Annotated in this window: 20 protein-coding genes; 11 read left to right on the top strand and 9 right to left on the bottom strand. The window is 68.8% G+C overall.

Annotated elements, in window-relative coordinates; all coding sequences use genetic code 11:
* Nucleotides 1–84 precede the first annotated feature (84 nt).
* Entirely contained in the window at nucleotides 85–606 is a 522-nt protein-coding gene (locus tag AC4PMY_RS16210; RefSeq protein WP_491623203.1) for a ComF family protein, read from the top strand.
* A 141-nt stretch (nucleotides 607–747) separates the two neighbouring features.
* Entirely contained in the window at nucleotides 748–1,392 is a 645-nt protein-coding gene (hpf, locus tag AC4PMY_RS16205; protein ID WP_079002806.1) for a ribosome hibernation-promoting factor, HPF/YfiA family, read from the top strand.
* On the opposite strand, the gene AC4PMY_RS16200 is transcribed toward hpf, so the two are convergent.
* Nucleotides 1,367–1,987, bottom strand: a complete 621-nt coding sequence (locus tag AC4PMY_RS16200) for a PadR family transcriptional regulator (protein WP_491623202.1) — start codon at nucleotides 1,985–1,987, stop codon at nucleotides 1,367–1,369. The two genes, hpf and AC4PMY_RS16200, sit on opposite strands and share 26 nt — an antisense overlap.
* A gap of 226 nt (nucleotides 1,988–2,213) precedes the next feature.
* Here AC4PMY_RS16200 and secA point away from each other — a divergent pair, with 226 nt between their 5' ends.
* Nucleotides 2,214–5,042 (top strand): preprotein translocase subunit SecA, encoded by a 2,829-nt coding sequence (gene secA / locus AC4PMY_RS16195; RefSeq protein WP_491623201.1) that lies wholly within the window; start codon nucleotides 2,214–2,216, stop codon nucleotides 5,040–5,042.
* Between the two features lie 94 nt (nucleotides 5,043–5,136).
* Here the strand turns inward: secA and AC4PMY_RS16190 are convergent, their stop codons facing one another.
* The gene (locus AC4PMY_RS16190; protein WP_491623200.1) at nucleotides 5,137–5,637 is read right to left on the bottom strand and encodes an Rv3235 family protein; all 501 of its coding nucleotides are present in this window, start codon (nucleotides 5,635–5,637) and stop codon (nucleotides 5,137–5,139) included.
* A 147-nt stretch (nucleotides 5,638–5,784) separates the two neighbouring features.
* Between AC4PMY_RS16190 and AC4PMY_RS16185 the strand changes: the two genes are divergently transcribed.
* Nucleotides 5,785–6,375 (top strand): hypothetical protein, encoded by a 591-nt coding sequence (locus tag AC4PMY_RS16185; RefSeq protein WP_491623199.1) that lies wholly within the window; start codon nucleotides 5,785–5,787, stop codon nucleotides 6,373–6,375.
* 33 nt (nucleotides 6,376–6,408) lie between these two features.
* Here the strand turns inward: AC4PMY_RS16185 and AC4PMY_RS16180 are convergent, their stop codons facing one another.
* Nucleotides 6,409–6,705 (bottom strand): helix-turn-helix domain-containing protein, encoded by a 297-nt coding sequence (locus AC4PMY_RS16180; RefSeq protein WP_064295239.1) that lies wholly within the window; start codon nucleotides 6,703–6,705, stop codon nucleotides 6,409–6,411.
* 189 nt (nucleotides 6,706–6,894) lie between these two features.
* On the opposite strand from AC4PMY_RS16180, the gene AC4PMY_RS16175 reads away from it, so the two are divergent.
* The 4 genes from AC4PMY_RS16175 to AC4PMY_RS16160 all read left to right on the top strand — a co-directional run bounded on the left by AC4PMY_RS16175 (nucleotide 6,895) and on the right by AC4PMY_RS16160 (nucleotide 11,000).
* On the top strand, nucleotides 6,895–7,551 hold the full coding sequence (locus AC4PMY_RS16175; RefSeq protein WP_491623198.1) for a hypothetical protein: 657 nt from the start codon (nucleotides 6,895–6,897) through the stop codon (nucleotides 7,549–7,551).
* A complete protein-coding gene (locus AC4PMY_RS16170) occupies nucleotides 7,551–8,816 on the top strand; it encodes a CpaE/TadZ family protein (RefSeq protein WP_491623197.1) in 1,266 nt (421 codons plus the stop codon). The genes AC4PMY_RS16175 and AC4PMY_RS16170 overlap by 1 nt, the downstream gene beginning before the upstream one ends.
* Nucleotides 8,817–9,024: 208 nt before the next feature.
* Nucleotides 9,025–9,360 (top strand): histone-like nucleoid-structuring protein Lsr2, encoded by a 336-nt coding sequence (locus AC4PMY_RS16165; protein ID WP_064295242.1) that lies wholly within the window; start codon nucleotides 9,025–9,027, stop codon nucleotides 9,358–9,360.
* Nucleotides 9,361–9,500: 140 nt separating this feature from the next.
* The gene (locus tag AC4PMY_RS16160) at nucleotides 9,501–11,000 is read left to right on the top strand and encodes a sensor histidine kinase (RefSeq protein ID WP_079002802.1); all 1,500 of its coding nucleotides are present in this window, start codon (nucleotides 9,501–9,503) and stop codon (nucleotides 10,998–11,000) included.
* A gap of 77 nt (nucleotides 11,001–11,077) precedes the next feature.
* Here the strand turns inward: AC4PMY_RS16160 and AC4PMY_RS16155 are convergent, their stop codons facing one another.
* Nucleotides 11,078–11,326, bottom strand: a complete 249-nt coding sequence (locus tag AC4PMY_RS16155; protein ID WP_056012627.1) for a WhiB family transcriptional regulator — start codon at nucleotides 11,324–11,326, stop codon at nucleotides 11,078–11,080.
* Between the two features lie 193 nt (nucleotides 11,327–11,519).
* On the opposite strand from AC4PMY_RS16155, the gene AC4PMY_RS16150 reads away from it, so the two are divergent.
* Nucleotides 11,520–11,945 carry a hypothetical protein gene (locus AC4PMY_RS16150; RefSeq protein ID WP_491623196.1) on the top strand — a complete coding sequence of 142 codons (426 nt, stop codon included), beginning with the start codon at nucleotides 11,520–11,522 and terminating at the stop codon, nucleotides 11,943–11,945.
* A gap of 10 nt (nucleotides 11,946–11,955) precedes the next feature.
* Here AC4PMY_RS16150 and bcp read toward each other — a convergent pair whose 3' ends face one another.
* From bcp to aroA, 3 genes are read right to left on the bottom strand one after another with little or no spacing between them, the layout of a single operon-like run.
* Complete coding sequence (gene bcp / locus AC4PMY_RS16145) at nucleotides 11,956–12,435, bottom strand: thioredoxin-dependent thiol peroxidase (protein ID WP_491623195.1); 480 nt, start codon at nucleotides 12,433–12,435, stop codon at nucleotides 11,956–11,958.
* A gap of 13 nt (nucleotides 12,436–12,448) precedes the next feature.
* Nucleotides 12,449–13,510: a ribosome small subunit-dependent GTPase A gene (rsgA, locus tag AC4PMY_RS16140; RefSeq protein WP_064295360.1), complete on the bottom strand. Its 1,062-nt coding sequence runs from the start codon at nucleotides 13,508–13,510 to the stop codon at nucleotides 12,449–12,451.
* A gap of 4 nt (nucleotides 13,511–13,514) precedes the next feature.
* Nucleotides 13,515–14,864, bottom strand: coding sequence for a 3-phosphoshikimate 1-carboxyvinyltransferase (gene aroA / locus AC4PMY_RS16135; protein WP_491623194.1), 1,350 nt, complete (start codon nucleotides 14,862–14,864; stop codon nucleotides 13,515–13,517).
* Nucleotides 14,865–14,907: 43 nt separating this feature from the next.
* On the opposite strand from aroA, the gene AC4PMY_RS16130 reads away from it, so the two are divergent.
* Nucleotides 14,908–15,597: a sigma-70 family RNA polymerase sigma factor gene (locus AC4PMY_RS16130; RefSeq protein WP_079002798.1), complete on the top strand. Its 690-nt coding sequence runs from the start codon at nucleotides 14,908–14,910 to the stop codon at nucleotides 15,595–15,597.
* On the top strand, nucleotides 15,594–15,845 hold the full coding sequence (locus AC4PMY_RS16125; protein ID WP_064295247.1) for a zf-HC2 domain-containing protein: 252 nt from the start codon (nucleotides 15,594–15,596) through the stop codon (nucleotides 15,843–15,845). The genes AC4PMY_RS16130 and AC4PMY_RS16125 overlap by 4 nt, the downstream gene beginning before the upstream one ends.
* A gap of 16 nt (nucleotides 15,846–15,861) precedes the next feature.
* Here AC4PMY_RS16125 and AC4PMY_RS16120 read toward each other — a convergent pair whose 3' ends face one another.
* Together AC4PMY_RS16120 and AC4PMY_RS16115 are read right to left on the bottom strand one after the other, a co-directional pair.
* Nucleotides 15,862–17,565 (bottom strand): cation:proton antiporter, encoded by a 1,704-nt coding sequence (locus tag AC4PMY_RS16120; protein ID WP_079002797.1) that lies wholly within the window; start codon nucleotides 17,563–17,565, stop codon nucleotides 15,862–15,864.
* Nucleotides 17,566–17,701: 136 nt separating this feature from the next.
* On the bottom strand, nucleotides 17,702–21,457 hold the full coding sequence (locus tag AC4PMY_RS16115) for a multifunctional oxoglutarate decarboxylase/oxoglutarate dehydrogenase thiamine pyrophosphate-binding subunit/dihydrolipoyllysine-residue succinyltransferase subunit (protein ID WP_071262472.1): 3,756 nt from the start codon (nucleotides 21,455–21,457) through the stop codon (nucleotides 17,702–17,704).
* Nucleotides 21,458–21,493: the final 36 nt, after the last annotated feature.

Genomic DNA, 21,493 nt, shown 5'->3' with positions numbered 1-21,493 from the left:
TGCGGTGCGCCTGACCGTGGCCTGTGCGACGACTGCCTCGGGCGTCTGGTCCGGCCGGCGGCCACCGACGACGATGCCGACCTCGTGCGGTGGAGCGATGCGGGCGGTACCCCCGGTCTCGCCGACCGTCGGTACGACGAGTTCGTCGGCGCCGTCCTCCTCGCCTACAAGGAGGACGCCCGGACCGGCCTCGTCCGTCCGCTGGCCGCCGCGCTCGAACCGGCGTTCCGGTCCGCCGTGCTCGAGGCGAGCCGGGCGATGGGCGGCGTCTCGCCGGAGATCGCGACGATCCCGGCCAGGCGATGCGCCGCCCGCGATCGGGGCTTCCATCCGGTGGAGCAGCTCGTGCGTCGGCTCGGCACCAGACCGTCGCGCCCGCTGCGGTGGGCGCGGCAGCCAGCCGACCAGCGGGACTTCGGTCGGGCTGAGCGTCTGGAGAACCTCGCCGGGGCACTGGTCGCGGCGCGGCGGCTCGACGGGCGCCGATTCCTCCTCGTGGAGGACGTCGTCACGACGGGGGCCACCGTCGGGGAGGCCGTTCGGGCGATGCGCGACGGTGGTGGTCTCGTGGTCGGTGTCGTGGCCCTCGCCAGGGTCGGACCGTGAACGGACGGCGGGTCACGAGGCCGGAAGATGAACGTTCCCTGAACACCGCTGATGACTTCCGCAGGCTCGGGCACTACGGTGGCAGAACGGCGTGAAAGGACCGCCCGGGACCGGGTGGTCAGCCGGATGAGGAGGTCGAACGTGGATATCAACATCGTCGGACTTGGACTCGGCATCACCGATCGGTTCCGCGAGTACGCGACCGAGAAGGCGGAGAAGGTCGCCCATCTGGTCGAGCAGGCGCAGTCGCTCGACATCAAGGTGTCCCGCCATCACGACGCCAACGGGCGCAAGGGCGAGGACCGTGTCGAGCTGACGCTCGTCGGCCCCGGACCGTTGGTTCGTGCGGAGTCGACCGGCTCCGACAAGTACGTGGCCTTCGATCTCGCGATCGCGCGGATGCTCGAGCGCGTCCGCCGCTCGAAGGACCGCAAGAAGGAGCACCGTGGCAAGCACCGCACCTCCTTGCACGCCGCCAGCAGCGAGGGGTTCAGCGGCGTCGACATCACCCCTGCCGCGCCGGAGCTGCTCGAGCAGGTCGCTACCGGCAGCGTCGCGACGCTGACCCACGAGGACGAGGAGCAGGAGGCGTACTCGCCGGTCGTCATCCGCACGAAGGAATTCCCCGCGGAGTGGATGAGCGTCGAAGACGCCGTCGACCGCATGGAACTCGTCGGCCACGACTTCTTCCTGTTCATCGACGCCTCGTCGGAGCGGGCGAGCGTCGTGTACCGCCGTAAGGGCTGGGACTACGGCGTGATCAGCCTCGGGGACGGCTCGAACTAGCGTCCTGCACTCCGACCGACGCGGTCGCCCGGTTCGCCGGGCGGCCGCGTCGTGGCATGTCGGTGGCGACGTCGAAGACGGCGTCGTGCACCCGCAGGCGTGCCGAGGTCACCTCGAGCCAGTCGAGCTCGGCCAGGGAACGTCGCCGTCTGGCTTCCAGCCCGATCCACGCGATGTCACCCTGCGGCGTCGGGGGGAGCGCCGACAGATGCTCGTCGAGCTGCTGCACGAGATCGAGCGCCCACGCGCGTTGGACGGCGATGACCCCGAACACGTCGACGCCGTCGAGTGACGCTGCGAGGGCGACCTTGTTCGGGAGTTCGTCCCTCGAGGCGTTCGCCGTGACGGGTGTCGCCCACCAGCGTTCGAGGACGTCGCGCCCGTCGGCGGTGATGCGGTAGAAGACATGCCCCTGTGCGTCCACGGCGGCCCGCTCGACGAGCTTGTCCCGCTCGAGACGATCGAGGGTCGCATAGGCCTGGCCGACGTTGAGCGGTGTGTCGGGCGTCGTCCGCCGGTCGAACTCACCGCGCAGACGGTACCCGTAGTCGTCACCGAGCGCGAGGATCGCGAGCAGACCGTGCTTGACCGACATCGAACCTCCATGAACTACCTACGCGGTAGGGTGTTGCCAGCCTAGTGAGCCGTCCGTCCAGCGCTGCGGCGGCACTCCGTCGACATCCGTCCGCCTGCGATACACAGCGTCCACTCAAGGGACTCCCCGCTAACATGTTCAGAGGACTGCCCCGTTCTGGTGCACCCCGTCCGTTCCGGTCAGTCGACCAGGACGGAGATCAGGAACACGTAATGGAGAGCAATTCGTGGCCTCACCACTTGAGAAGATCCTTCGCGTCGGCGAAGGTCGCATCCTCCGGAAGCTGACCAGCCTCACGAAGGCGGTCAATGCCCTCGAGGACGACTTCACGGAGTTGAGCGACGAGGAGCTGAAGAGCGAGACCGTCGAGCTGCGCGAGCGCTTCGAGAACGGCGAGACCCTCGACGACCTCCTCCCCGAGGCCTTCGCCGCGGTGCGCGAAGCTGCACGCCGCACGATCGGCATGCGCCACTTCGACGTCCAGATCATGGGTGGGGCCGCGCTCCACCTCGGCAACATCGCCGAGATGAAGACCGGTGAGGGCAAGACGCTCGTCGCGACCCTTCCGGCCTACCTGAACGCCATCGCCGGCAAGGGCGTGCACATCGTCACGGTGAACGACTACCTCGCGTCGTACCAGTCGGAGATCATGGGGCGCGTCTTCCGTGCGCTCGGCATGACGACCGGTGTGATCGTCGAGGGGCAGACGCCGGAGCAGCGTCGCGAGCAGTACGCGGCCGACATCACCTACGGCACGAACAACCAGTTCGGCTTCGACTACCTCCGCGACAACATGGCGTGGCAGGCCAAGGACATGGTCCAGCGCGGTCACTTCTTCGCCGTCGTCGACGAGGTCGACTCCATCCTCATCGACGAGGCACGGACCCCGCTCATCATCTCCGGGAAGGCCTCCGGTGAGGCGAACCGCTGGTTCCAGGAGTTCGCGCGGCTCGCGGTACGACTCGAGCCCGGTGAGGACTTCGAGGTCGACGAGAAGAAGCGCACCGTCGGCGTGCTCGAGCCCGGCATCGAGAAGGTCGAGGACTACCTCGGCATCGACAACCTCTACGAGTCCGCCAACACCCCGCTCATCTCCTTCCTGAACAATGCGATCAAGGCCCGCGCGCTCTTCAAGAAGGACAAGGACTACGTCGTGATGAACGGCGAGGTGCTCATCGTCGACGAGCACACCGGTCGCATCCTGGTCGGACGTCGCTACAACGAGGGCATCCACCAGGCGATCGAGGCCAAGGAGGGCGTCGCCGTCCAGGCCGAGAACCAGACCCTCGCGACCGTGACGCTCCAGAACTACTTCCGTCTCTACGAGAAGCTGTCCGGCATGACCGGTACTGCCGAGACCGAGGCGGCGGAGTTCATGTCGACGTACAAGCTCGGCGTCGTCCCGATCCCGACCAACCGCCCCATGCAGCGCATCGACCAGTCGGACCTCGTGTACAAGAACGAGGAGGCGAAGTTCGCACAGGTCGTCGAGGACATCGTCGAGCGCCACGAGCAGGGCCAGCCGGTCCTCGTGGGCACGACGAGCGTCGAGAAGAGCGAGTACCTGTCGCGGCTCCTCGCCAAGAAGGGCGTCAAGCACGAGGTCCTCAACGCGAAGAACCACGCGCGTGAAGCCGCGATCATCGCCCAGGCCGGTCGACTCGGCTCGGTCACCGTCGCCACCAACATGGCCGGTCGTGGAACCGACATCATGCTCGGCGGCAACGCCGAATTCCTCGCCGTCGCGGAGATGAACGCCAAGGGCCTCAGCCCGATCGACACCCCCGAGGAGTACGAGGCCGCGTGGGACGAGGTCTTCACCGAGGTGAAGGCAGCGGTCAAGGAGGAGGCCGACAAGGTCATCGACGCCGGTGGACTCTACGTCCTCGGTACCGAACGCCACGAGTCGCGCCGCATCGACAACCAGCTGCGCGGTCGCTCCGGTCGTCAGGGAGACCCGGGCGAGAGCCGGTTCTACCTGTCCCTCACCGACGACCTCATGCGCCTCTTCAACGCCGGAGCCGCGGAGAGCCTCATGGGGCGTCAGAACGTGCCCGACGACCTCGCGATCGAGTCGAAGATCGTGAGCCGCGCGATCCGCAGTGCCCAGTCGCAAGTCGAGGCGCGGAACGCGGAGATCCGCAAGAACGTGCTCAAGTACGACGACGTCCTCAACCGGCAGCGTGAGGCGATTTACTCCGACCGCCGCCACATCCTCGAGGGAGACGACCTCCACGATCGTGCGCAGCAGTTCCTGGAGAGCGTCGTCGACGACGTCCTCGACGAGCACACCGGCGAGGGTAACGGCGACGACTGGGACTTCGACGCACTCTGGGCAGAACTGAAGACGCTCTACCCCGTCGGCCTGACGATCGACGAGGTCGTCCAGGAGGCCGGGACGAAGGGGCGGATCAACCGCGACTTCATGCGCCGCGAGATCCTCTCCGACGCCAAACTCGCCTACACCAACCGCGAGGAGTCGCTCGGTGCCCCGGCGATGCGCGAGCTCGAGCGCCGCGTCGTCCTCCAGGTGATCGACCGCCGCTGGCGCGACCACCTGTACGAGATGGACTACCTGAAGGACGGCATCGGTCTCCGGGCCATGGCGCAGCGCGATCCGCTGGTCGAATACCAGCGTGAGGGCTACGCGATGTTCCAGCAGATGATGGGCCAGATCCGTGAGGAGAGCGTCGGCTTCCTCTTCAACCTCGAGGTCGAGGTCGCCGGGGAGGTCGACGCGGGCGCCGCCGCACCGGCGATCACGGCCAAGGGCCTGACGCAGGAGACCCCCGACACCGAGAAGCTCAGCTACTCCGCTCCGAGCGAGCAGGGTGGGGTCGAGGTCCGCAACCAGCGCGGGCAGATCGAGAAGGCGGCCACCGAACGGGCACAGCGTCTCCAGCAGACGAACCGTCCCGCCGGCGACGCGGCTCCCGCCACGAAGGCCGCCCCGGCCGCGAAGGCGTCGCGCGGGGCCTTCGGCCAGCAGTCGGAAGCCCCTGCGGCTGCTCCGAGCAACCGTTCGGACCGTCGCAAGCAGGGCAAGAAGAAGTAGGCGTACAGCGGCACGAACGGGAGCCCTCCGGACCATGGTGACATCGGTCCGGAGGGCTCTCGTCTGTCGGGTGCGGGCGGACGTGCCGCGGCGGTCAGAGCACGCTCACCGAGGTCGCCCTCCAGCGGCCGTCCAAGCCCTCCAAGCGGATGGCCACGGCTCGGGACCGGGCTCGTCCGTGGACGACGACCACGGACTCTACGACGCCGTCGCGTGGCTCGGAGACGGTCACGGTGCCGATCGAGACGACCGGGACGGTGCCCGGGACGCCGCGGACGCGTCGTGCCCGTTCGGCGAGGATCACGCGCTTCAGCAGGACGGTGTGCACGTCGGCGGTGATCCAGCGCGCGAGCTGCGTGAGGTCGCGGGCTCCGGCGATCACCTCGATCACGCTCCGAGTCAGGTTCTCGAGCAGTGGTCGCGGATCGGGGAGCTCGGCTCGGGGCGCCGGTTGGGGCGCGAAGTAGTCGTCCGCACCGGGGCGGGCGGCCGCCCGTACCTCTCGCGTGCGTCGCTCGGGGAGCGGAGGCGCGGGCCGGAGACGAGCCGTGCGTGCTTCGGGCTCGTCGTCGTCGTGCCGGGCAGCGGTGCTCATGGGGCCTCCGAGGGGTGGGCGGCCGCCACGAGTCGGGCGACCAGAATCTGACATGTAAAACTCATCATGTCAGTTTTCCGGTGTCCGGTACCAGGGGTCTGTGGAGAATGTAGGACGCGGCCGCGCTCGGCGCACTACCGTCGGCGTATGCGTTGGGACAGCCTGTTCGACGATCTCGCCGGTCAGCTCGACGACGAGCTCGCCGTCGACGACGACGCCGTCCGCGTCGAGGCCGAGCGGCTTCGACGTGCGCGTCTCACCCTCCGTGAGCGGCTGGTCGCCCTCAGCGGCGATGCCGGCGCACCGGGACCGCTCGTCGTCGAACTCGTCGACGGGACGACCTGGCGGCTGCGGGTCCGGAGCATCGGGAAGGACTGGTTGCAGGCCGATTCCGGCAGCCCGGGCGGCCGGGAGGTGGTCGTCCCGTTCGATGCGATCGCGGCAGTCGCCATGACGCAGACCCAGGTCGATTGGAGTCTCGACGACGTCGCGGTCCGCGAACCGCGACTGCTCGACCGCCTGACCGTCTCATTCCTGCTCCGTGATCTGTGCCGGCGCCGTGCTGCGGTGGTCGTGCGGACCCGGACGGGCAGCTGGACGGGCACGATCGACCGGGTGGGCCGCGATCATCTCGATCTGGCCGTCCACGAGCCTGGGTCGCCGCGCCGGAGCCGGAGCGTCGAACAGATCCGCGTCGTCGTGCTCTCGGAGGTCGTCATCGTCGAGCGTGCTGCCTGAGGCGTTTCGGCGGGCGCCCGCCGGGGCCGGGGCTCAGCCGAGGGGAGGCACGGGCCGGAGCATCGGTGCGCCGGAGAACTCGGCGAGTTCGGTGAGCTGGGCCTGATGCCAGAGGCCTGCACGACGTGCCTCCTCGTACTGACCGCTGATGAAGGCTTCGAGTGCCGGGAACTCGATGCGCCACGGTCCGCTGCGCCCGATCCGGATGGCGGGCAGCTCACCGCTCGAGATGAGCTCGGCCACGTGCTGGGCCGAGACGTTCAAGACCTCGGCCGTGTCGGCGACGGTGAGGAAGCGACCGAGCGGGGCCGCATCGCGCTGCGATTCCATTCCTCGATTATCCTCTCGCGCGAGCATCGTCCGCCGGGCTGTGGATAACTTCGGCGCGATGTCCGGAGCCCGGGCAGCATGGGACCGGAAGCGGCGCGCGGGGTGCCCATGAAGGAGGAGACGGTGCGGGGAAGCGAGCGGGGACACGGATCGGAAGGCGGAGGGGCGCGAAGCGACGGCGACGAGCGGATGAGCGACCGTCTCGCCGGACTGCGTCATGGTGTCGGCGGACGGCCGGTGTCCCGGTCGCGCATCTGGGTGGACCCACGCTTTTTCGTGGGCCTCATGCTGGTGGTCGCGTCGATCCTGGGGGTGTGGTGGCTCGTCACGACCTCGAGTCGGACGACCCCGGTGTATGCGGCCTCCGAGACGCTGACGCCCGGAACGCGGCTCGACCGCTCCTCACTCCAGGTGATCGACGCACGTCTGGGATCGGTCGAAAGCGGGTACCTCGGAGCCGGAGCGGCGCCGCCGGCGGGAATCGTCGTCACGCGGACGATCGCGGCGGGGGAGCTCGTACCGCTCGACGCGCTCGGCGAGGCGAGCGCCGTCGGCGTGACCACGCTCGTCGTCGAACCGGCCGGCCGGCTCGGCGCCGACGTCGTGCCGGGGACCGTCGTCGACCTCTGGGCGGCCGCGCCGGAAGGCGACGGGTACGGAGTGCCGGAGGTGCTGGTCTCGGCCGCGACGGTCGTCCGGGTCGGCGAGGACGAAGGGCTCCTGTCCGGCCGCGGCTCGGTCGCGCTCGAGCTCGCGGTCCCACGCTCGGCCGTCGCGACGGTCCTCTCGGCGACGGCTGCAGCGCACCTGCTGTCCGTGGTCCCCACCGAGCCCGGCGAACGCTGATGCTGCGTGTCGGACTCGCCCTCGATCCGCGGGTCGAGGGCGAGATCCTCGCGACGATGCTCGACCTCGGACACCGCGTCGCCTGGCGCTGTCACGACGTCGCCGAACTCGAGGAGCGCATCGGCACCGGTACGCCCGTCGACGTGCTCCTCGTGTCACCCGGGGTCGACCGCCTGCGCGCCGAACTCATCGACCTCGCGGACCGCGTGGGTACGAGGGTCGTGGCGCTCGCGTCCGGCGAGTCCGAACGCCGCCTTGCGGCCGGGCTCGGTCTGGTCGACATCGTCCTCCTGCCGGTCGATCCTGAGGAGCTCGATCGGAGCATCGCGCCGCTCGACCTCGCCGGCGACGGCCCTCGTCCGGTCGCTCCGGCCGCGGGGCGGGTCATCGCCGTGTGGGGCGCGGCCGGGTCGCCCGGCACGACCACCGTCGCCGCAGGTATCGCCAGCGAGCTCGCCGCGCGCGGACGACGGGTCGTCCTCATCGACGCGGACACGTACGGGTCATCCGTCGCGGCCATGCTCGGCCTCCTCGACGAAGCACCCGGGTTCGCCGCGGCCTGCCGATTGGCCGGAAGTGGAGCGCTCGACATCGAGCAACTCGAGCGGATCGCGGTCGTCCATCCGTCGCCATCCGGCGCGTTCCGCGTCCTGACCGGCATCTCACGCGCGGCACGCTGGACGGAACTGTCGACGGAACGCGTCGCGACGACCATCGAACGGTGCAGGGCGTGGATGGACGACATCGTGATCGACACGGCGTTCTGCCTGGAAGCGGACGAGGAGATCTCGAGCGACCTGTTCGCGCCCAGACGGAACGGGGCGGCGTTCGCCGTCCTCGGCTCCGCAGACCGGGTGGTCGAGGTCGGCGCGGCCGACCCGGTCGGGGTCACGAGGTTGCTCCGCGGGCACGCGGAACTCGTCGAACTCGTCGACCCGTCGCGCATCTCGGTGGTGGTGAACCGGCTGCGTGGCGTCGCGCTCGGTGCCGGCCCGGCAGGTCAATTGGCGTCCACGCTCTCCCGCTTCGGCGGGATCGAAGCGGCCGCGCTCCTGCCGGAGGACCAGCGGGTGGTGGACGCTGCGGTGATCGCGGGGAGGAGCTTGCGCGACCAGGCCCCGCGAGGGGCGCTTCCGGTCGCGCTGCGGCGGTTCGTGTCCACCGTCCTCGACCAGGAGCCGGCGACGTCACGGGACCGCTCGCGGCGCTCGGCGGGTGGAGTGCGTGGGCGTCGTGCGCGGAGTCGGTCACGCCGCGCGGAATAGTCTCGACGGAGTCACTCAATACAATTGGGTGATCAACTGAATACGCATTTGCACGCCGATATATGCATCTGCATTCTCCTCCGATGCATCGCTATCCGTTGGGTGATGAATTACTCCGATATCGTGTCGGTATTCAGATTCGCTTGGTGGTGTTCGATATGATCGGATAACCGTCGGACTCACCACGGATATCTTCAGGAGGACCCCCATGGCGCAGAAAGTCATCACCACATACATCGACGATCTCGACGGCAGCGAACTCGCTTCCGGATCAGGAGAGACCGTCCGGTTCGCGATCGACGGAACCGAATACGAGATCGATCTCGGTGCGGACAACGCGAAGAACCTCCGCGAGTCGCTGAAGCCTTACATCGGAGCCGGACGCCCGGTCAAGCGTGGGCGCCGCACCTCGAGCACCAGCACCCGCAACAGCGCCGAGAACCTCGCCGCGATCCGCGAGTGGGCCGCGAAGAACGGGCACGCCGTGTCGTCGCGCGGACGCATCCCCCAGGCGGTCCAGGACGCCTACCGCGCGGCCAACTGACGCATCACGTCCGATCGACGGCGCTCAGCGGCCCCAGGCGGGCCGCTGAGCGCCGTCGTCGTTCCGTGCCTGCCTGACAAGAGGTCGTCCGGGGACGCCCGGCGCACTCGGTGCCGGTCGGCCGAGCCTAGACTGGCATCGTGTCGACGCTCAGTGATCTCGTTCTCGCCCAGGGCCGCTCCAGTGCGGCCGACGTGGAGTGGCTGCACATGCTGCTCGCGGACAGCCAACTCCTCGCGGATCTGGCGTTCGCCGATATCGTCATCTGGGTGCCGACCGATTCCGGCAGTTTCATCGCGGTCGCGCATTCGCGTCCGTCGAGTGCCGCGACACTCTTCTATCGCGACTTCGTCGGTCAATCCATCAAGCAGGAATGGCGCAAGCAGGTCACCGACTGTTTCGAGAGTGGACGGATCATCGAGTCGTCCGCACCGGACTGGTACGAGGAGACCCCGACCAGGGTTCGTGCCGTGCCCGTCGCCCGGCGGATATCGCCGACCGAGACGACCAATGCCGATGGACCCATCGCGGTCATCACCCGTCACACCAATCTCGGTGAGGCTCGTACGCCGAGCCGCCAGGAACTCACCTTCAACGACTGCGCGAGCGACCTGTTCGAGATGATCGCGGTGGGTGACTTCCCCGATCTCGGAGCGCCGACCGGACCACGCCGAGGCGCGCCGCGCGCGAGCGACGGCCTGATCCGTCTCGATGTCGACGGTACCGTCACCTTCGCCAGCCCCAACGCGCTCTCGGCCTTCAACCGGATCGGATTCGCCGAGGAACTCGAGGGCGAGTCGCTCGCGGACGTCACGACCCATCTGCTCTCCGGGACGGGGACCGTCACCGTCGACGAGTCCCTGCCACTCGTCGTCACCGGTCGGGCGCCGTGGCGGACCGACATCGAGGACAAGGGCGTGACGGTCTCCCTCCGGGCGATCCCGTTGCGGAGCCGCGGCGAGCGGGTCGGCGCGATCGTGCTCTGCCGTGACGTCAGCGAACTGCGTCACCAGGAGCAGGAACTCATCACCAAGGACGCGACGATCCGCGAGATCCACCACCGGGTGAAGAACAACCTCCAGACGGTCGCGTCGCTCCTGCGGATCCAGGCCAGGCGGACGCACTCGGAGGACGCCCACGACGCCCTCACGCAGGCCATGCGGCGCGTGGCCGCCATCGCGGTCGTGCACGACACGCTGTCCGAGGGGCTCAATCAGAACGTCGATTTCGACGAGGTCTTCGAGCGCGTGCTCCTGCTCATCGCCGAAGTGGCGAGCTCGCACAACACCACGGTCCGCCCGAAGTCCTCCGGCTCGTTCGGCGTGCTCCCGAGCGAGTACGCGACGCCACTCGCCCTCGCGCTCACCGAACTCGTCACCAACGCGGTGGAGCACGGCCTGAACGGCCGCGACGGCGACGTGGAGATCACGGCCGACCGCACGGACGAGCTGCTGAGCGTGCAGGTCCGCGACAACGGCGTGGGGCTCCCGGAGGGGAAGGTCGGGTCCGGTCTCGGCACCCAGATCGTGCGGACGCTCATCCAGGGGGAACTGGGCGGGACGATCGACTGGCACACGCTCATGGGGAGCGGCACCGAGGTCACGATCGCGATCCCGATGCGCTGGGTCGCCAAGAGCTGAGGTCCTGGTCCGTCGCGAACGGCCGCGGGCATGCAAGAACCCCGGGGCCGTTCGGCACCCGGGGTTCTCGTCCGCTACTAGGAGGCGCGGCGGGCGCGAGCCGCGCGACGCTTGAGAGCGCGACGCTCGTCTTCGCTGAGGCCGCCCCACACACCGGAGTCCTGGCCGGTCTCGAGCGCGTACTGGAGGCACAGCTCCGTGACACTGCAGGTGGCGCACACGGCCTTCGCCTTGTCGATCTGATCGACCGCCGGACCGGTGTTCCCGACCGGGAAGAACAATTCCGGGTCGACGGTCAGGCAGGCAGCTTTATCGCGCCAATCCATAGGGGAGCTCCTTTTATTGCATGGTGAGATTTCTTCAACCGAGTGAGGGGTATCGGGAAGCGAAAGCCGAAATGCGAGGGGGATGATCGTCCGGGATTCGGGATCTGTCCACACCCTCGTGGACCTCATGTCGGCCTCAAACATGGTTTCATATCGGTAAGAGCAAATCAATAGCCAAGTTTGGGTGAACCCTGTGAGTACCGATCGAAACGCCACCTCCGCTCCGAACCCGGATGAGCGTCGTCATCCGGCGGTGCTGGCCTTCATCGTCCTGCTCGTCGCCGAGGCGTTGCTCATGATCGGGCTCTCGGCCTGGTTCCTCTTCGAGCTGGTCGCGGCGACGCCGGCCTCGTTCACGAGCGCACTGGCGATCTTCGTGATCCTGCTCATCGCCACGACGTTCGTCACGGCGCTCGCCCTCGGCGCGATCCGCGGACGGAGCTGGATCCGCGGGGGAGCGGTCACCTGGCAGCTCGTGCAGATCGCCGTCGCCGTCGGCGCGTTCCAGGGGGTCTTCGCGCAACCCGCGATCGGGTGGTTCTTGCTGCTGCCGTCGCTGGCCGTCCTCGGGCTCCTGTTCACGCCGGCGGTCGCCGCCGTGACCCGACGCGAGATCTGAACGCGACGCGTCAGGCGTCGAGGCCGAGGGCCTTGCGGAGGCTCTTCACGTGGCCGGTGGCCTTGACGTTGTACCGGGCGAGGGTGAGGGTGCCCGTCTCGTCGATGACGAACGTCGAGCGGAGGACTCCCGTGACGATGCGTCCGTAGGAGTTCTTCTCGCCGTAGGCTCCGTACGCCTGATGGACCGTCAACTCCGGGTCGCTGAGGAGCGGGAACGTGAGCCCGTCCTCCTCCTGGAAGGCCTTGAGCTTCTCGACGGAGTCCTTCGAGACACCGAGCACCACGTACCCGGCTCCGCCGAGCGATGCGAGGTTGTCGCGGAAGTCGCACGCCTGGGTGGTGCAGCCGGGCGTCATGGCGGCGGGGTAGAAGTAGAGGATCACCCGTCGTCCGGCGAAGTCCGACAGGGACAGGCTGGTGCCGTCCTGGTCGGTGAGGGTGAACGCGGGGGCCGGGTCGCCGGCAGAGAGACGGAGGGGTTCAGGCATACCCCAAGCCTAGTCAGGAGTACTGGTCTGCTTTGATCGTCGCGAAGGTCCCCAGCAGCCGCTGGAGCGAGTCGAGGCGTGCCGGGCCGTTCTCCCCGAGCCGCCCCTCTGCGACGGCCTCGATGATCGCGCAGTCGGGGGCGTCGGGCAGATGGGTGCAGCCGCGTGGGCACTCGAGCGCGATCTCCGCGAGGTCGGTGAACGACTTCAGGATGTTGGCGGTGTCGACGTGTCCGAGACCGAACGAGCGGACGCCCGGGGTGTCGATGACCCATCCGGATCCTCCGGGCGCCTCGATGCGCAACGAGACGGTCGACGAGGAGGTGTGACGGCCACGTCCGGTGACGACGTTCACATGCCCCGTGGCGCGCTCCGCGGTGGGGACCAGGGCGTTGACGAGGGTGGACTTGCCGACGCCCGAGTGGCCCACGAAGACCGTGTCGTGACCGATGAGGGCCTCGGTGATCTCTGCGAGAGGGACGTCGTCCTCCCGGCTGCGGAACACCCGCAGGCCGAGCCCGGCGAAGTTCGCGAGGAACTCGTCGGGGTCCTGGAGGTCCGTCTTCGTGATGCAGAGGATCGGGGTGATGCCCGCGTCGTAGGCGGCGACGAGGTAGCGATCGACGAGGCGGGCCCGTGGTTCGGGGTTCGCAGCGGCGACGACGATGAGCATCTGGTCGGCGTTGGCGACGACGACGCGCTCCATGGCGTCGGTGTCGTCGCCGCTGCGGCGGAGCAGCGTCGTGCGCGGCACGATCCGTACGATGCGCGACAGCGTGCCCTCGGCGCCCGAGGTGTCGCCGACGACGTCAACCCGGTCGCCGGTCACGATGGCCTGCTTGCGGAGTTCACGAGCGCGAGTCGACGTCAGGACGCGCTCCTCGGGCGTGCCTTCGTCGAGGAGCACGGTGTAGCGACCGCGGTCGACCGCGAGGACGCGGGCGGTCAGTGCATCGAGGTGCTCGGGCCGCGTCTTCGTCCGTGGGCGGTTCGCCTTCGGGTTCGGCCGCATCCTGATGCTCGACTCGTCGAGTTCCGGTTCGTCGTCGTCGACGCCGTCGTCCCACCAGCTCATCGGTTCAGCCCCCGACCATCGCATGCCACAGTTCGGTGAACTGCGGCAGCGTCTTCGCGGTCGTGGCGACGTTCTCGATGGTGACCCCGGGCACGACGAGACCGAGGATCGCTCCCGTGGTCGCCATGCGGTGGTCGTGGTAGCTCGACCACTCGCCGCCGTGGAGCGGGCGCGGCTCGATGCGGAGACCGTCCGGGAGCTCCGTGACGGCGCCACCCAGCTTGTTGATCTCCGTCGCGAGGGCCGCGAGGCGGTCGGTCTCGTGGTGACGGATGTGCCCGATGCCCGTGATGGTCGACGGCCCGTCGGCGAGTGCCGCGAGTGCGGTGAGGGCGGGCGCGAGCTCACCGCCGGTGGTCAGGTCGAGGTCGACCGCGGTGATCCGCTCGCCGCCGGTGACGGTGAGGCGGTCGCCGTCCAGGGTGACCGTCGCACCGAAGCGGGGCAGGAGGTCCGCCAGGTCGGCACCGACCTGGGTGGTGGAGGTGGGCCACCCGCGGAGCGTGACGCTTCCGCCGGTGACGAGCGCCGCGGCGAGGAACGGTGCGGCGTTGGAGAGGTCGGGCTCGAGGTCGACGTCGAGCGCGGCGATCGTGCCGGGGGCGACGACCCACTCACCGACGGCGGGCTGTTCCACGGTGACCCCTCGGGCCGCGAGGGCCGCGATGGTCATCTCGATGTGCGGCAGGCTCGGCAGACGCTCGCCCTCGTGGACGAGGTGGAGCCCCTGCTCGAAGCGTGCTGCGGCCAGCAGGAGGCCTGACACGAACTGGCTCGACGACGACGCGTCGATCGTGAGCTTGCCACCCTTCACCGTGCCCGTGCCGTGCACCGTGAAGGGGAGCGCCTTCCGGCCGTCGTCGCTGATGTCGACGCCGAGCGCCTGGAGCGAGCCGATCATGGTGGCCATCGGCCGGTTCCTGGCCGAGGGGTCGGCGTCGAACACGGTCGGCCCGAGGGCGAGGGCGGCCAGCGGTGGGACGAACCGCATGACGGTGCCGGCGAGCCCGCACTCGACGGTCGTGCTGCCGAACAGCTCGCCCGGCGTGACGAGCCAGTCCTTACCGAAGGCGCCCGACGCCGGTCGCTCGACGATGGTCGTCCCGAGTGCGCGCAGCGCCTCGACCATGTTGGTGCTGTCCATCGAGTGGAGCGGGGCGCGCAGGAGGGAGGGCCCGTCGGCCAGAGCGGCCAGGACGAGCTCGCGGTTCGTGAGCGACTTCGAGCCCGGAAGCGAGACGGTCGCATCGACCGGACCGGCCGCGACGGGCGCCGGCCAGGCTGCGTCGTCGTGCTCGGGTTCGGCATCGCCGTACACGTCGAAATCTGGTGCGGAATACGGATTGGTCAACATTGGTTCCAACAGTAGTCGGGGTCGAGAGCAGAAGGAGGAGCGGATGTCCACAGCGGTACTGGAACGACCGGTGACGGAGGCCGATCACGGCCGTCTGGCGCTGGCCGTAGACTGGCCGGTGATGACCTCCGTCGACCCAGAAGCCCTTCCGGCCGAGCCGGACCCCCGATCACTGTTCGAAGCACAGGCACTGCCGTTCATCGATCAGTTGTACGGCGCTGCCATGCGCATGACGAAGAACCCGTCGGACGCTCAGGACCTCGTCCAGGAGACGTTCGTGAAGGCCTTCGCCGCGTTCGCGCAGTTCGAACAGGGCACCAACCTCAAGGCGTGGCTCTACCGCATCCTCACGAACACGTACATCAACACCTATCGGAAGAAGCAGCGCGAGCCGTACCAGGGCACCATCGACGACCTCGAGGACTGGCAGTTGGGCGGTGCCGAGTCGATCAGCGCCACCTCCAGCCGATCCGCCGAGGCCGAAGCGATCGATCACCTGCCGGACAGCGACGTGAAGAACGCGTTGCAGGCCATCCCGGAGGACTTCCGCCTCGCGGTGTACCTCGCCGACGTGGAGGGCTTCGCCTACCAGGAGATCGCCGACATCATGAAAACGCCCATCGGGACCGTGATGAGTCGTCTGCACCGTGGCCGACGACTCCTCCGCGACCTGTTGGCCGACTACGCCTCGTCCCGGGGGTTCACCGTGACGAAGCAGGGGAGCAAGAAATGAGCGACTGCGGCTGCGACAAGGCCAAGCGAGACCTGGAGGAGTACCTCCGTCACGAGGTGTGCAAGACGGAGGCCGCCGACATCCGCGAGCACCTCGCGAACTGCCCGGAGTGTCAGAACGAGGCGCTCGTCGCCCAGACCCTCACCGAGGCCGTGCAGCGGGCGTGCAAGGAGACGGCACCCGAAGACCTGAAGAACCAGGTCCTCGCGTCGCTCCGGGCCACCCAGGCCACCCACGAGAGCGCCTGACGGCCGACCGACGGCATCAGCCGGCACCGTCGAGGCGTGACTCCTCGACGTCCAGCATCCGCTGCGCCTTCGCCAGCACCTCTGAGGAGTAGCTGCCGGTCGCCCGCGCATCGAGGAGCGCGTCGCGTTCGGCGTCGAGCACCCGGCGTCGCAGTTGTCGGAACTGCTCGTGCGGGCCCACGCCGGCGTCGGTGCGTTCCGCCGCCGACTCGACGCGGATGAGGCTGCTCGTACGCACCCGGTCGACGACCGCGGTGTCGAACGGTTCGCCACCGTCCGTGCGCAGCTGCGGGTCGTCGAGGGCGGCCACACCGACGGTCGAGATCTCCTCGACGAGACCGGCCAGTTCCGCCATCGCGGCCTGCTCGTCCGTCCCGCCGACCCGGGACAGCCGGATGACGAGCGGGAGGGAACCGCCCTGGAGCAGCAGGGTGACGATCGCGACCGTGAACGCGATGAGGACCAGCTCCGCCCGATACGGGGTGTCGAGCGGCAACGACTGCGCGGCCGCGATCGTGACGACCCCACGCATACCCGCCCAGGCGAGCACCGCGCCGCCGCGCCACCCGAGTCCCTCGCGTTGCAGGAAGTCCAGGTCGGCGCTCCGCCGGGCGATCGACCTCGAGAAGGCGGCCTTGCGCTTGGCTGAGCGCGCGTTCTCCGTCGGATGCTCCTCGAGACGTGCAGAGACCTCCGCCAGCCTCGGGCGCCGGGAGAGGGCCTCCCGTTCGTCGCGTCGCAACGACCAGACGAGGACGCCGACGAACACGATGCGGACGACGATGAGGGTGCTGGCGGTCAGCAACCCCAGGCCGATCGACGACCAGATGCCGAGGTCGTCCTGCTCCACCTGCGAGACGATGGCCTCGAGCTCGAGGCCCATGAGCAGGAACACCCCGTTCTCGAGGAGGAACTGCGTCGTCCGCCAGTTGATGCGCTCGCTGATGCGGTCCTGAGCGGTGAAGTACTTCGCGCTCTGATGCCCGGTGTAGAGTCCGGCGACGACGACCGACAGGACGCCCGAAGCGTGGAAGTGCTCGGCGGGCAGATACGCGATGAACGGCACGGCGAAGGAGATGACCGTCGTGAGGACCGGGTCGCCGAGGCGGGACCGGATCCGGACCGTGATGAACCCGACGACGATCCCGATCGCGATCGCGAGCGCCACGGCATAGGCGAAGTCGCCCAGGACACCCCACAGCGAGACCGTGCCGGCGGTCGCGGCGATGGCGGAGCGCAGGAGGACCAGGGCCGAGGCGTCGTTCACGAGGCTCTCGCCCTCGAGGACGCTCACGAGTCGCGACGGCATGCCCAGCCGCTTACCGATCGAGGTCGCGGCGACCGCGTCGGTCGGACTGACGACGGCACCGAGGGCGATGCCGGCGGCCAGGCTCAGGTCGGGGAGGATCGTCGACAGGATCCAGCCGATGAGGACCGACGACACCACGACGAGGACGACCGAGAGTCCGGAGATCGCTTTGAGATTGCGGCGGAAGTCGACCAGGGGAACGTTGACCGCGGCGGAATAGAGGAGCGGTGGCAGCACGCCGGCGAGGATCCACTCCGGCTTGACCTCGACGTCCGGCACGAACGGCAGATAGCTGAGGGCGAGCCCGACCAGGACGAGGATGAGCGGGGCTGCCACGCGCAGCTTGTTCGCGAAGCGGGCCACCGCGACGATGGTCACCACCGCGACGACGGCGAGGAATGCGAAGTCCATGGCGTCAGCCTATTGGCGGCGGCTCACCGCCCACGCACGGATCACTGTCGCCGTGCTGACCACCCGCGCCCAGACGACGACGCAGACGACGACGACCGCCCGTCGGAACGGGCGGTCGTCGATCGTGCGGCTGGGGTCAGAGCGCCAGCGCGGTGCGGAGGAGTTCCGCCTGCTCGGCGGCGTGACGCTTCGCCGAACCCGTGGCGGGGGAGGCGGACGCGGTGCGCGACACGTTGCGGATCGTCCGACCCTCGAGGTGCTTGGCGGCCTCCAGGCAGATGAACGGCCACGCGCCCTGGTTCTCCGGCTCGTCCTGCACCCACACCAGTTCGGCGTTCGGGTACTGCGCGACCACGGCGTTCAGCTCGGCCACCGGGACCGGGTAGAACTGCTCGACGCGGACGAGGGCGATCTCGTCGTTCGGCTGCTTCTGCAGCTCGCTGAGGAGGTCGTAGTGGATCTTCCCGGAGTGCAGGAGCACCCGCTTGACCGCGGCCTTGTCGGTGATCCGCGCGTCGTCGATCACCGGCTCGAAGCGGCCCGAGGTGAAGTCCGCCACCGGGCTCGTCGCGCCACGCAGACGCAGCATCGCCTTCGGGGTGAAGACGACGAGCGGCCGACGCGGGCGGGCGTACGCCTGGCGACGCAGCAGGTGGAAGTACGACGCGGGGGTCGACGGCCGTGCGACGGTCATGTTGTCCTCGGCGCAGAGCTGCAGGAACCGCTCGATCCGCGCGGACGAGTGGTCGGGGCCCTGGCCTTCGTAGCCGTGGGGGAGGAGGAGCGTGACACTCGACCGCTGCGACCACTTCTGCTCGGCGGAGGAGATGAACTCGTCGATGATCGTCTGCGCGCCGTTGGTGAAGTCGCCGAACTGCGCCTCCCACAGCACGAGCGCGTCGGCGCGTTCGACCGAATAGCCGTACTCGAAGCCCATGACCGCGTACTCGCTGAGGAGCGAGTCGTAGATCCAGAAGCGGGCCTGGTTGTCGCTGAGGTTCGCGAGCGGCAGCCACTCCTGGCCGTTGACCCGGTCGTGGAGGACGGCGTGGCGCTGCACGAAGGTGCCGCGGCGGGAGTCCTGTCCGGACATCCGCACCGGGGTGCCCTCGATGAGCACCGATCCGAGTGCGAGCAGTTCTCCGAAGCCCCAGTCGATGTTGCCGTTGCGGCTCATGTCGAGACGCTTCTCGAGGAGCTGCTGCACCTTCGGGTGCACGGTGAACCCGGCGGGCTTGTTGTTGAACGCGTCGCCGATGAGCTGCACGACGCCCTCGGAGACGCCGGTCGTCTCGAGTTCGCCGGAGTAGCCGTCCTCGTCGAGGACCTCGGTCGGGATCGGCGTCGGCGAGGTCTGCTCGGCGTGCGTCTCCATGAAGGCGCGTTCGAGGCGGTCCTGGAAGTCGCGGTGCGCGGCCTCGTACTCCTCCTCGGTGATGTCGCCACGGCCGACGAGCGCCTCGGTGTACAGCTTGCGCACGGAGCGCTTCGCCTCGATGAGGCTGTACATGAGCGGCTGCGTCATCGACGGGTCGTCGCCCTCGTTGTGGCCGCGTCGGCGGTAGCACACGAGGTCGATGACGACGTCGCGCTTGAACTCCTGGCGGTACTCGAAGGCGAGCTCCGCGACCCGCACGACGGCCTCGGGGTCGTCGCCGTTCACGTGGAAGATCGGCGCCTGGATGGTCTTCGCGACGTCGGTGTTGTAGATGGAGGAGCGGCCCTCGCCAGGAGGCGTCGTGAACCCGACCTGGTTGTTGATGACGACGTGGACCGTGCCGCCGGTGCGGTAGCCGCGGAGCTGGGACAGCTGCATCGTCTCGAGGACGACGCCCTGACCGGCCATCGCCGCGTCGCCGTGGATGAGGATCGGGAGGGTGCCGAACGCGCCGATCGGCCCCCGGTCCTGCTTCGCGCGGACGATGCCCTCGAGCACGCCGTTGACGGCCTCGAGGTGCGAGGGGTTCGCGGCCAGGTAGACCGGGATCTCGCGGCCGTCCTCGGCCTTGAAGGTGCCCTCGGTGCCGAGGTGGTACTTCACGTCGCCGGAGCCGTGGCTCGCCGGGTCCTGCGTGCCCTCGAACTCGCGGAAGATCTGACCGTATGTCTTACCGGCGATGTTCGTGAGGACGTTGAGGCGGCCGCGGTGGGCCATACCGATCGCGACCTCGTCGAGCTGGGCCTGCGACGCACCCTGGAGGATCGTGTCGAGGAGGGCGATGGTGGACTCGCCGCCCTCGAGGCTGAAGCGTTTCTGGCCGACGTACTTCGTCTGCAGGAAGGTCTCGAAGGCCTCGGCCTCGTTGAGCTTGCCGAGGATGCGCATCTGCTCGTCGTGCGTCGGCTTCTCGTACTTGCGCTCGACCTTGCTCTGGATCCACTTGCGCTGCGCGGGGTCCTGGATGTGCATGTACTCGATGCCCGTGGTGCGGCAGTACGAGTCGCGGAGGACGCCGAGGATGTCGCGCAGCTTGGCCGTGCGGGCCGAGCCGAAGGCGCCCGTGACGAACTCGCGGTCGAGGTCCCAGAAGGTCAGGCCGTGGGTCTCGATCTCGAGGTCGGGGTGCGACCGCTGCACGTACTCCAGCGGGTCGATGTCGGCCATGAGGTGGCCGCGGACGCGGAACGCGTTGATGAGCTCCTGGACGCGGGCGGTCTTGTCGACGGCGTCGGCGAGGTCGACGCTGATGTCGGGCGACCAGTGGATCGGGTCGTACGGGATGCGGAGCGCGGCGAAGATGTCCTGGTAGAAGCTGCGGCTGCCGATGAGCAGCTCGTGGACGACCTTGAGGAACTCGCCCGAGCCGGCGCCCTGGATGACGCGGTGGTCGTAGGTGCTCGTGAGCGTGATCGTCTTGCCGATAGCCAGCTCGTTGAGCGTGCGCTCGGAGGCGCCCTGGAACTCGGCCGGGTACTCGAGGGCACCGGCGCCGATGATGCAGCCCTGGCCCTTCATGAGGCGGGGGACCGAGTGCACGGTCCCGATGCCGCCGGGGTTCGTGAGCGAGATCGTGACGCCCTGGAAGTCGGCTCCGGTGAGCTTGCCCTTGCGGGCGCGGGTCACGAGGTCCTCGTAGGCCGAGAGGTACTCGTTGAACGTGAGGGTGTCGGCGCGCTTGATGCCCGGCACCATGAGGGCGCGGGAGCCGTCGGGCTTCGGGAGGTCGATGGCGATGCCGAGGTTGATGTGCGCCGGCGCGACGACCGTGGGCTTGCCGTCGGTCTCCTCGTAGTAGACGTTCTGGCTCGGGAAGTCCTTCAGCGCCTGGATGAGGGCCCATCCGATGAGGTGGGTGAAGCTGACCTTGCCGCCCCGGGCGCGCTTCAGGTGGTTGTTGATGACGATGCGGTTGTCGATCATCAGCTTCGCCGGGATGGTGCGCACGCTCGTCGCGGTCGGGACCGTCAGGCTCGCGTCCATGTTGGTGGCGAGCGACTTGGCCATGCCCTTCAGCACGGTGACCTTGTCGACGTCCTCCGGAGCGGGTTCGGTCTGGTCGCTCTTCGGCTGCTGGACCTGGTTCGGGCTCGTCATCGGGGCGTCGGCCGGGATCGGGGCCGGCTTCGCCTGGACCGAGGTGGTGCGGGCGACCGGCTGCGCGCCGATGACCTGGATCGGGGCCGTCGGCGGGTTGACCCGGGCCGCCTCGTCAGACGCCGCGGGGGCGGGGGCCGGCGCCGTGGTGCCGACGGACGCCGCACCGTCGTCCGACTGGCCGCCCGTCGTCCCCTGGGCTGCGCCGTTCACCGGCCGGTAGTGCTCGAGGATCGGCCACCAGGAGCGGTCCACGGAATCCTTGTCGACGAGGTACTGCTCGTACATCTCGTCGACGAGCCATTCATTGGCTCCGAATTCGTTCGTTGCGCCGTCATCGGCGCCCACTCCGGTCATCTGGCTCGACACCGTCGATCGCCCACTCTCTCCGTT

The sequence above is a fragment of the Plantibacter sp. MDV22-iso1 genome, assembly GCF_058408345.1.
This window is presented reverse-complemented; position numbering and strand designations above follow the sequence as displayed.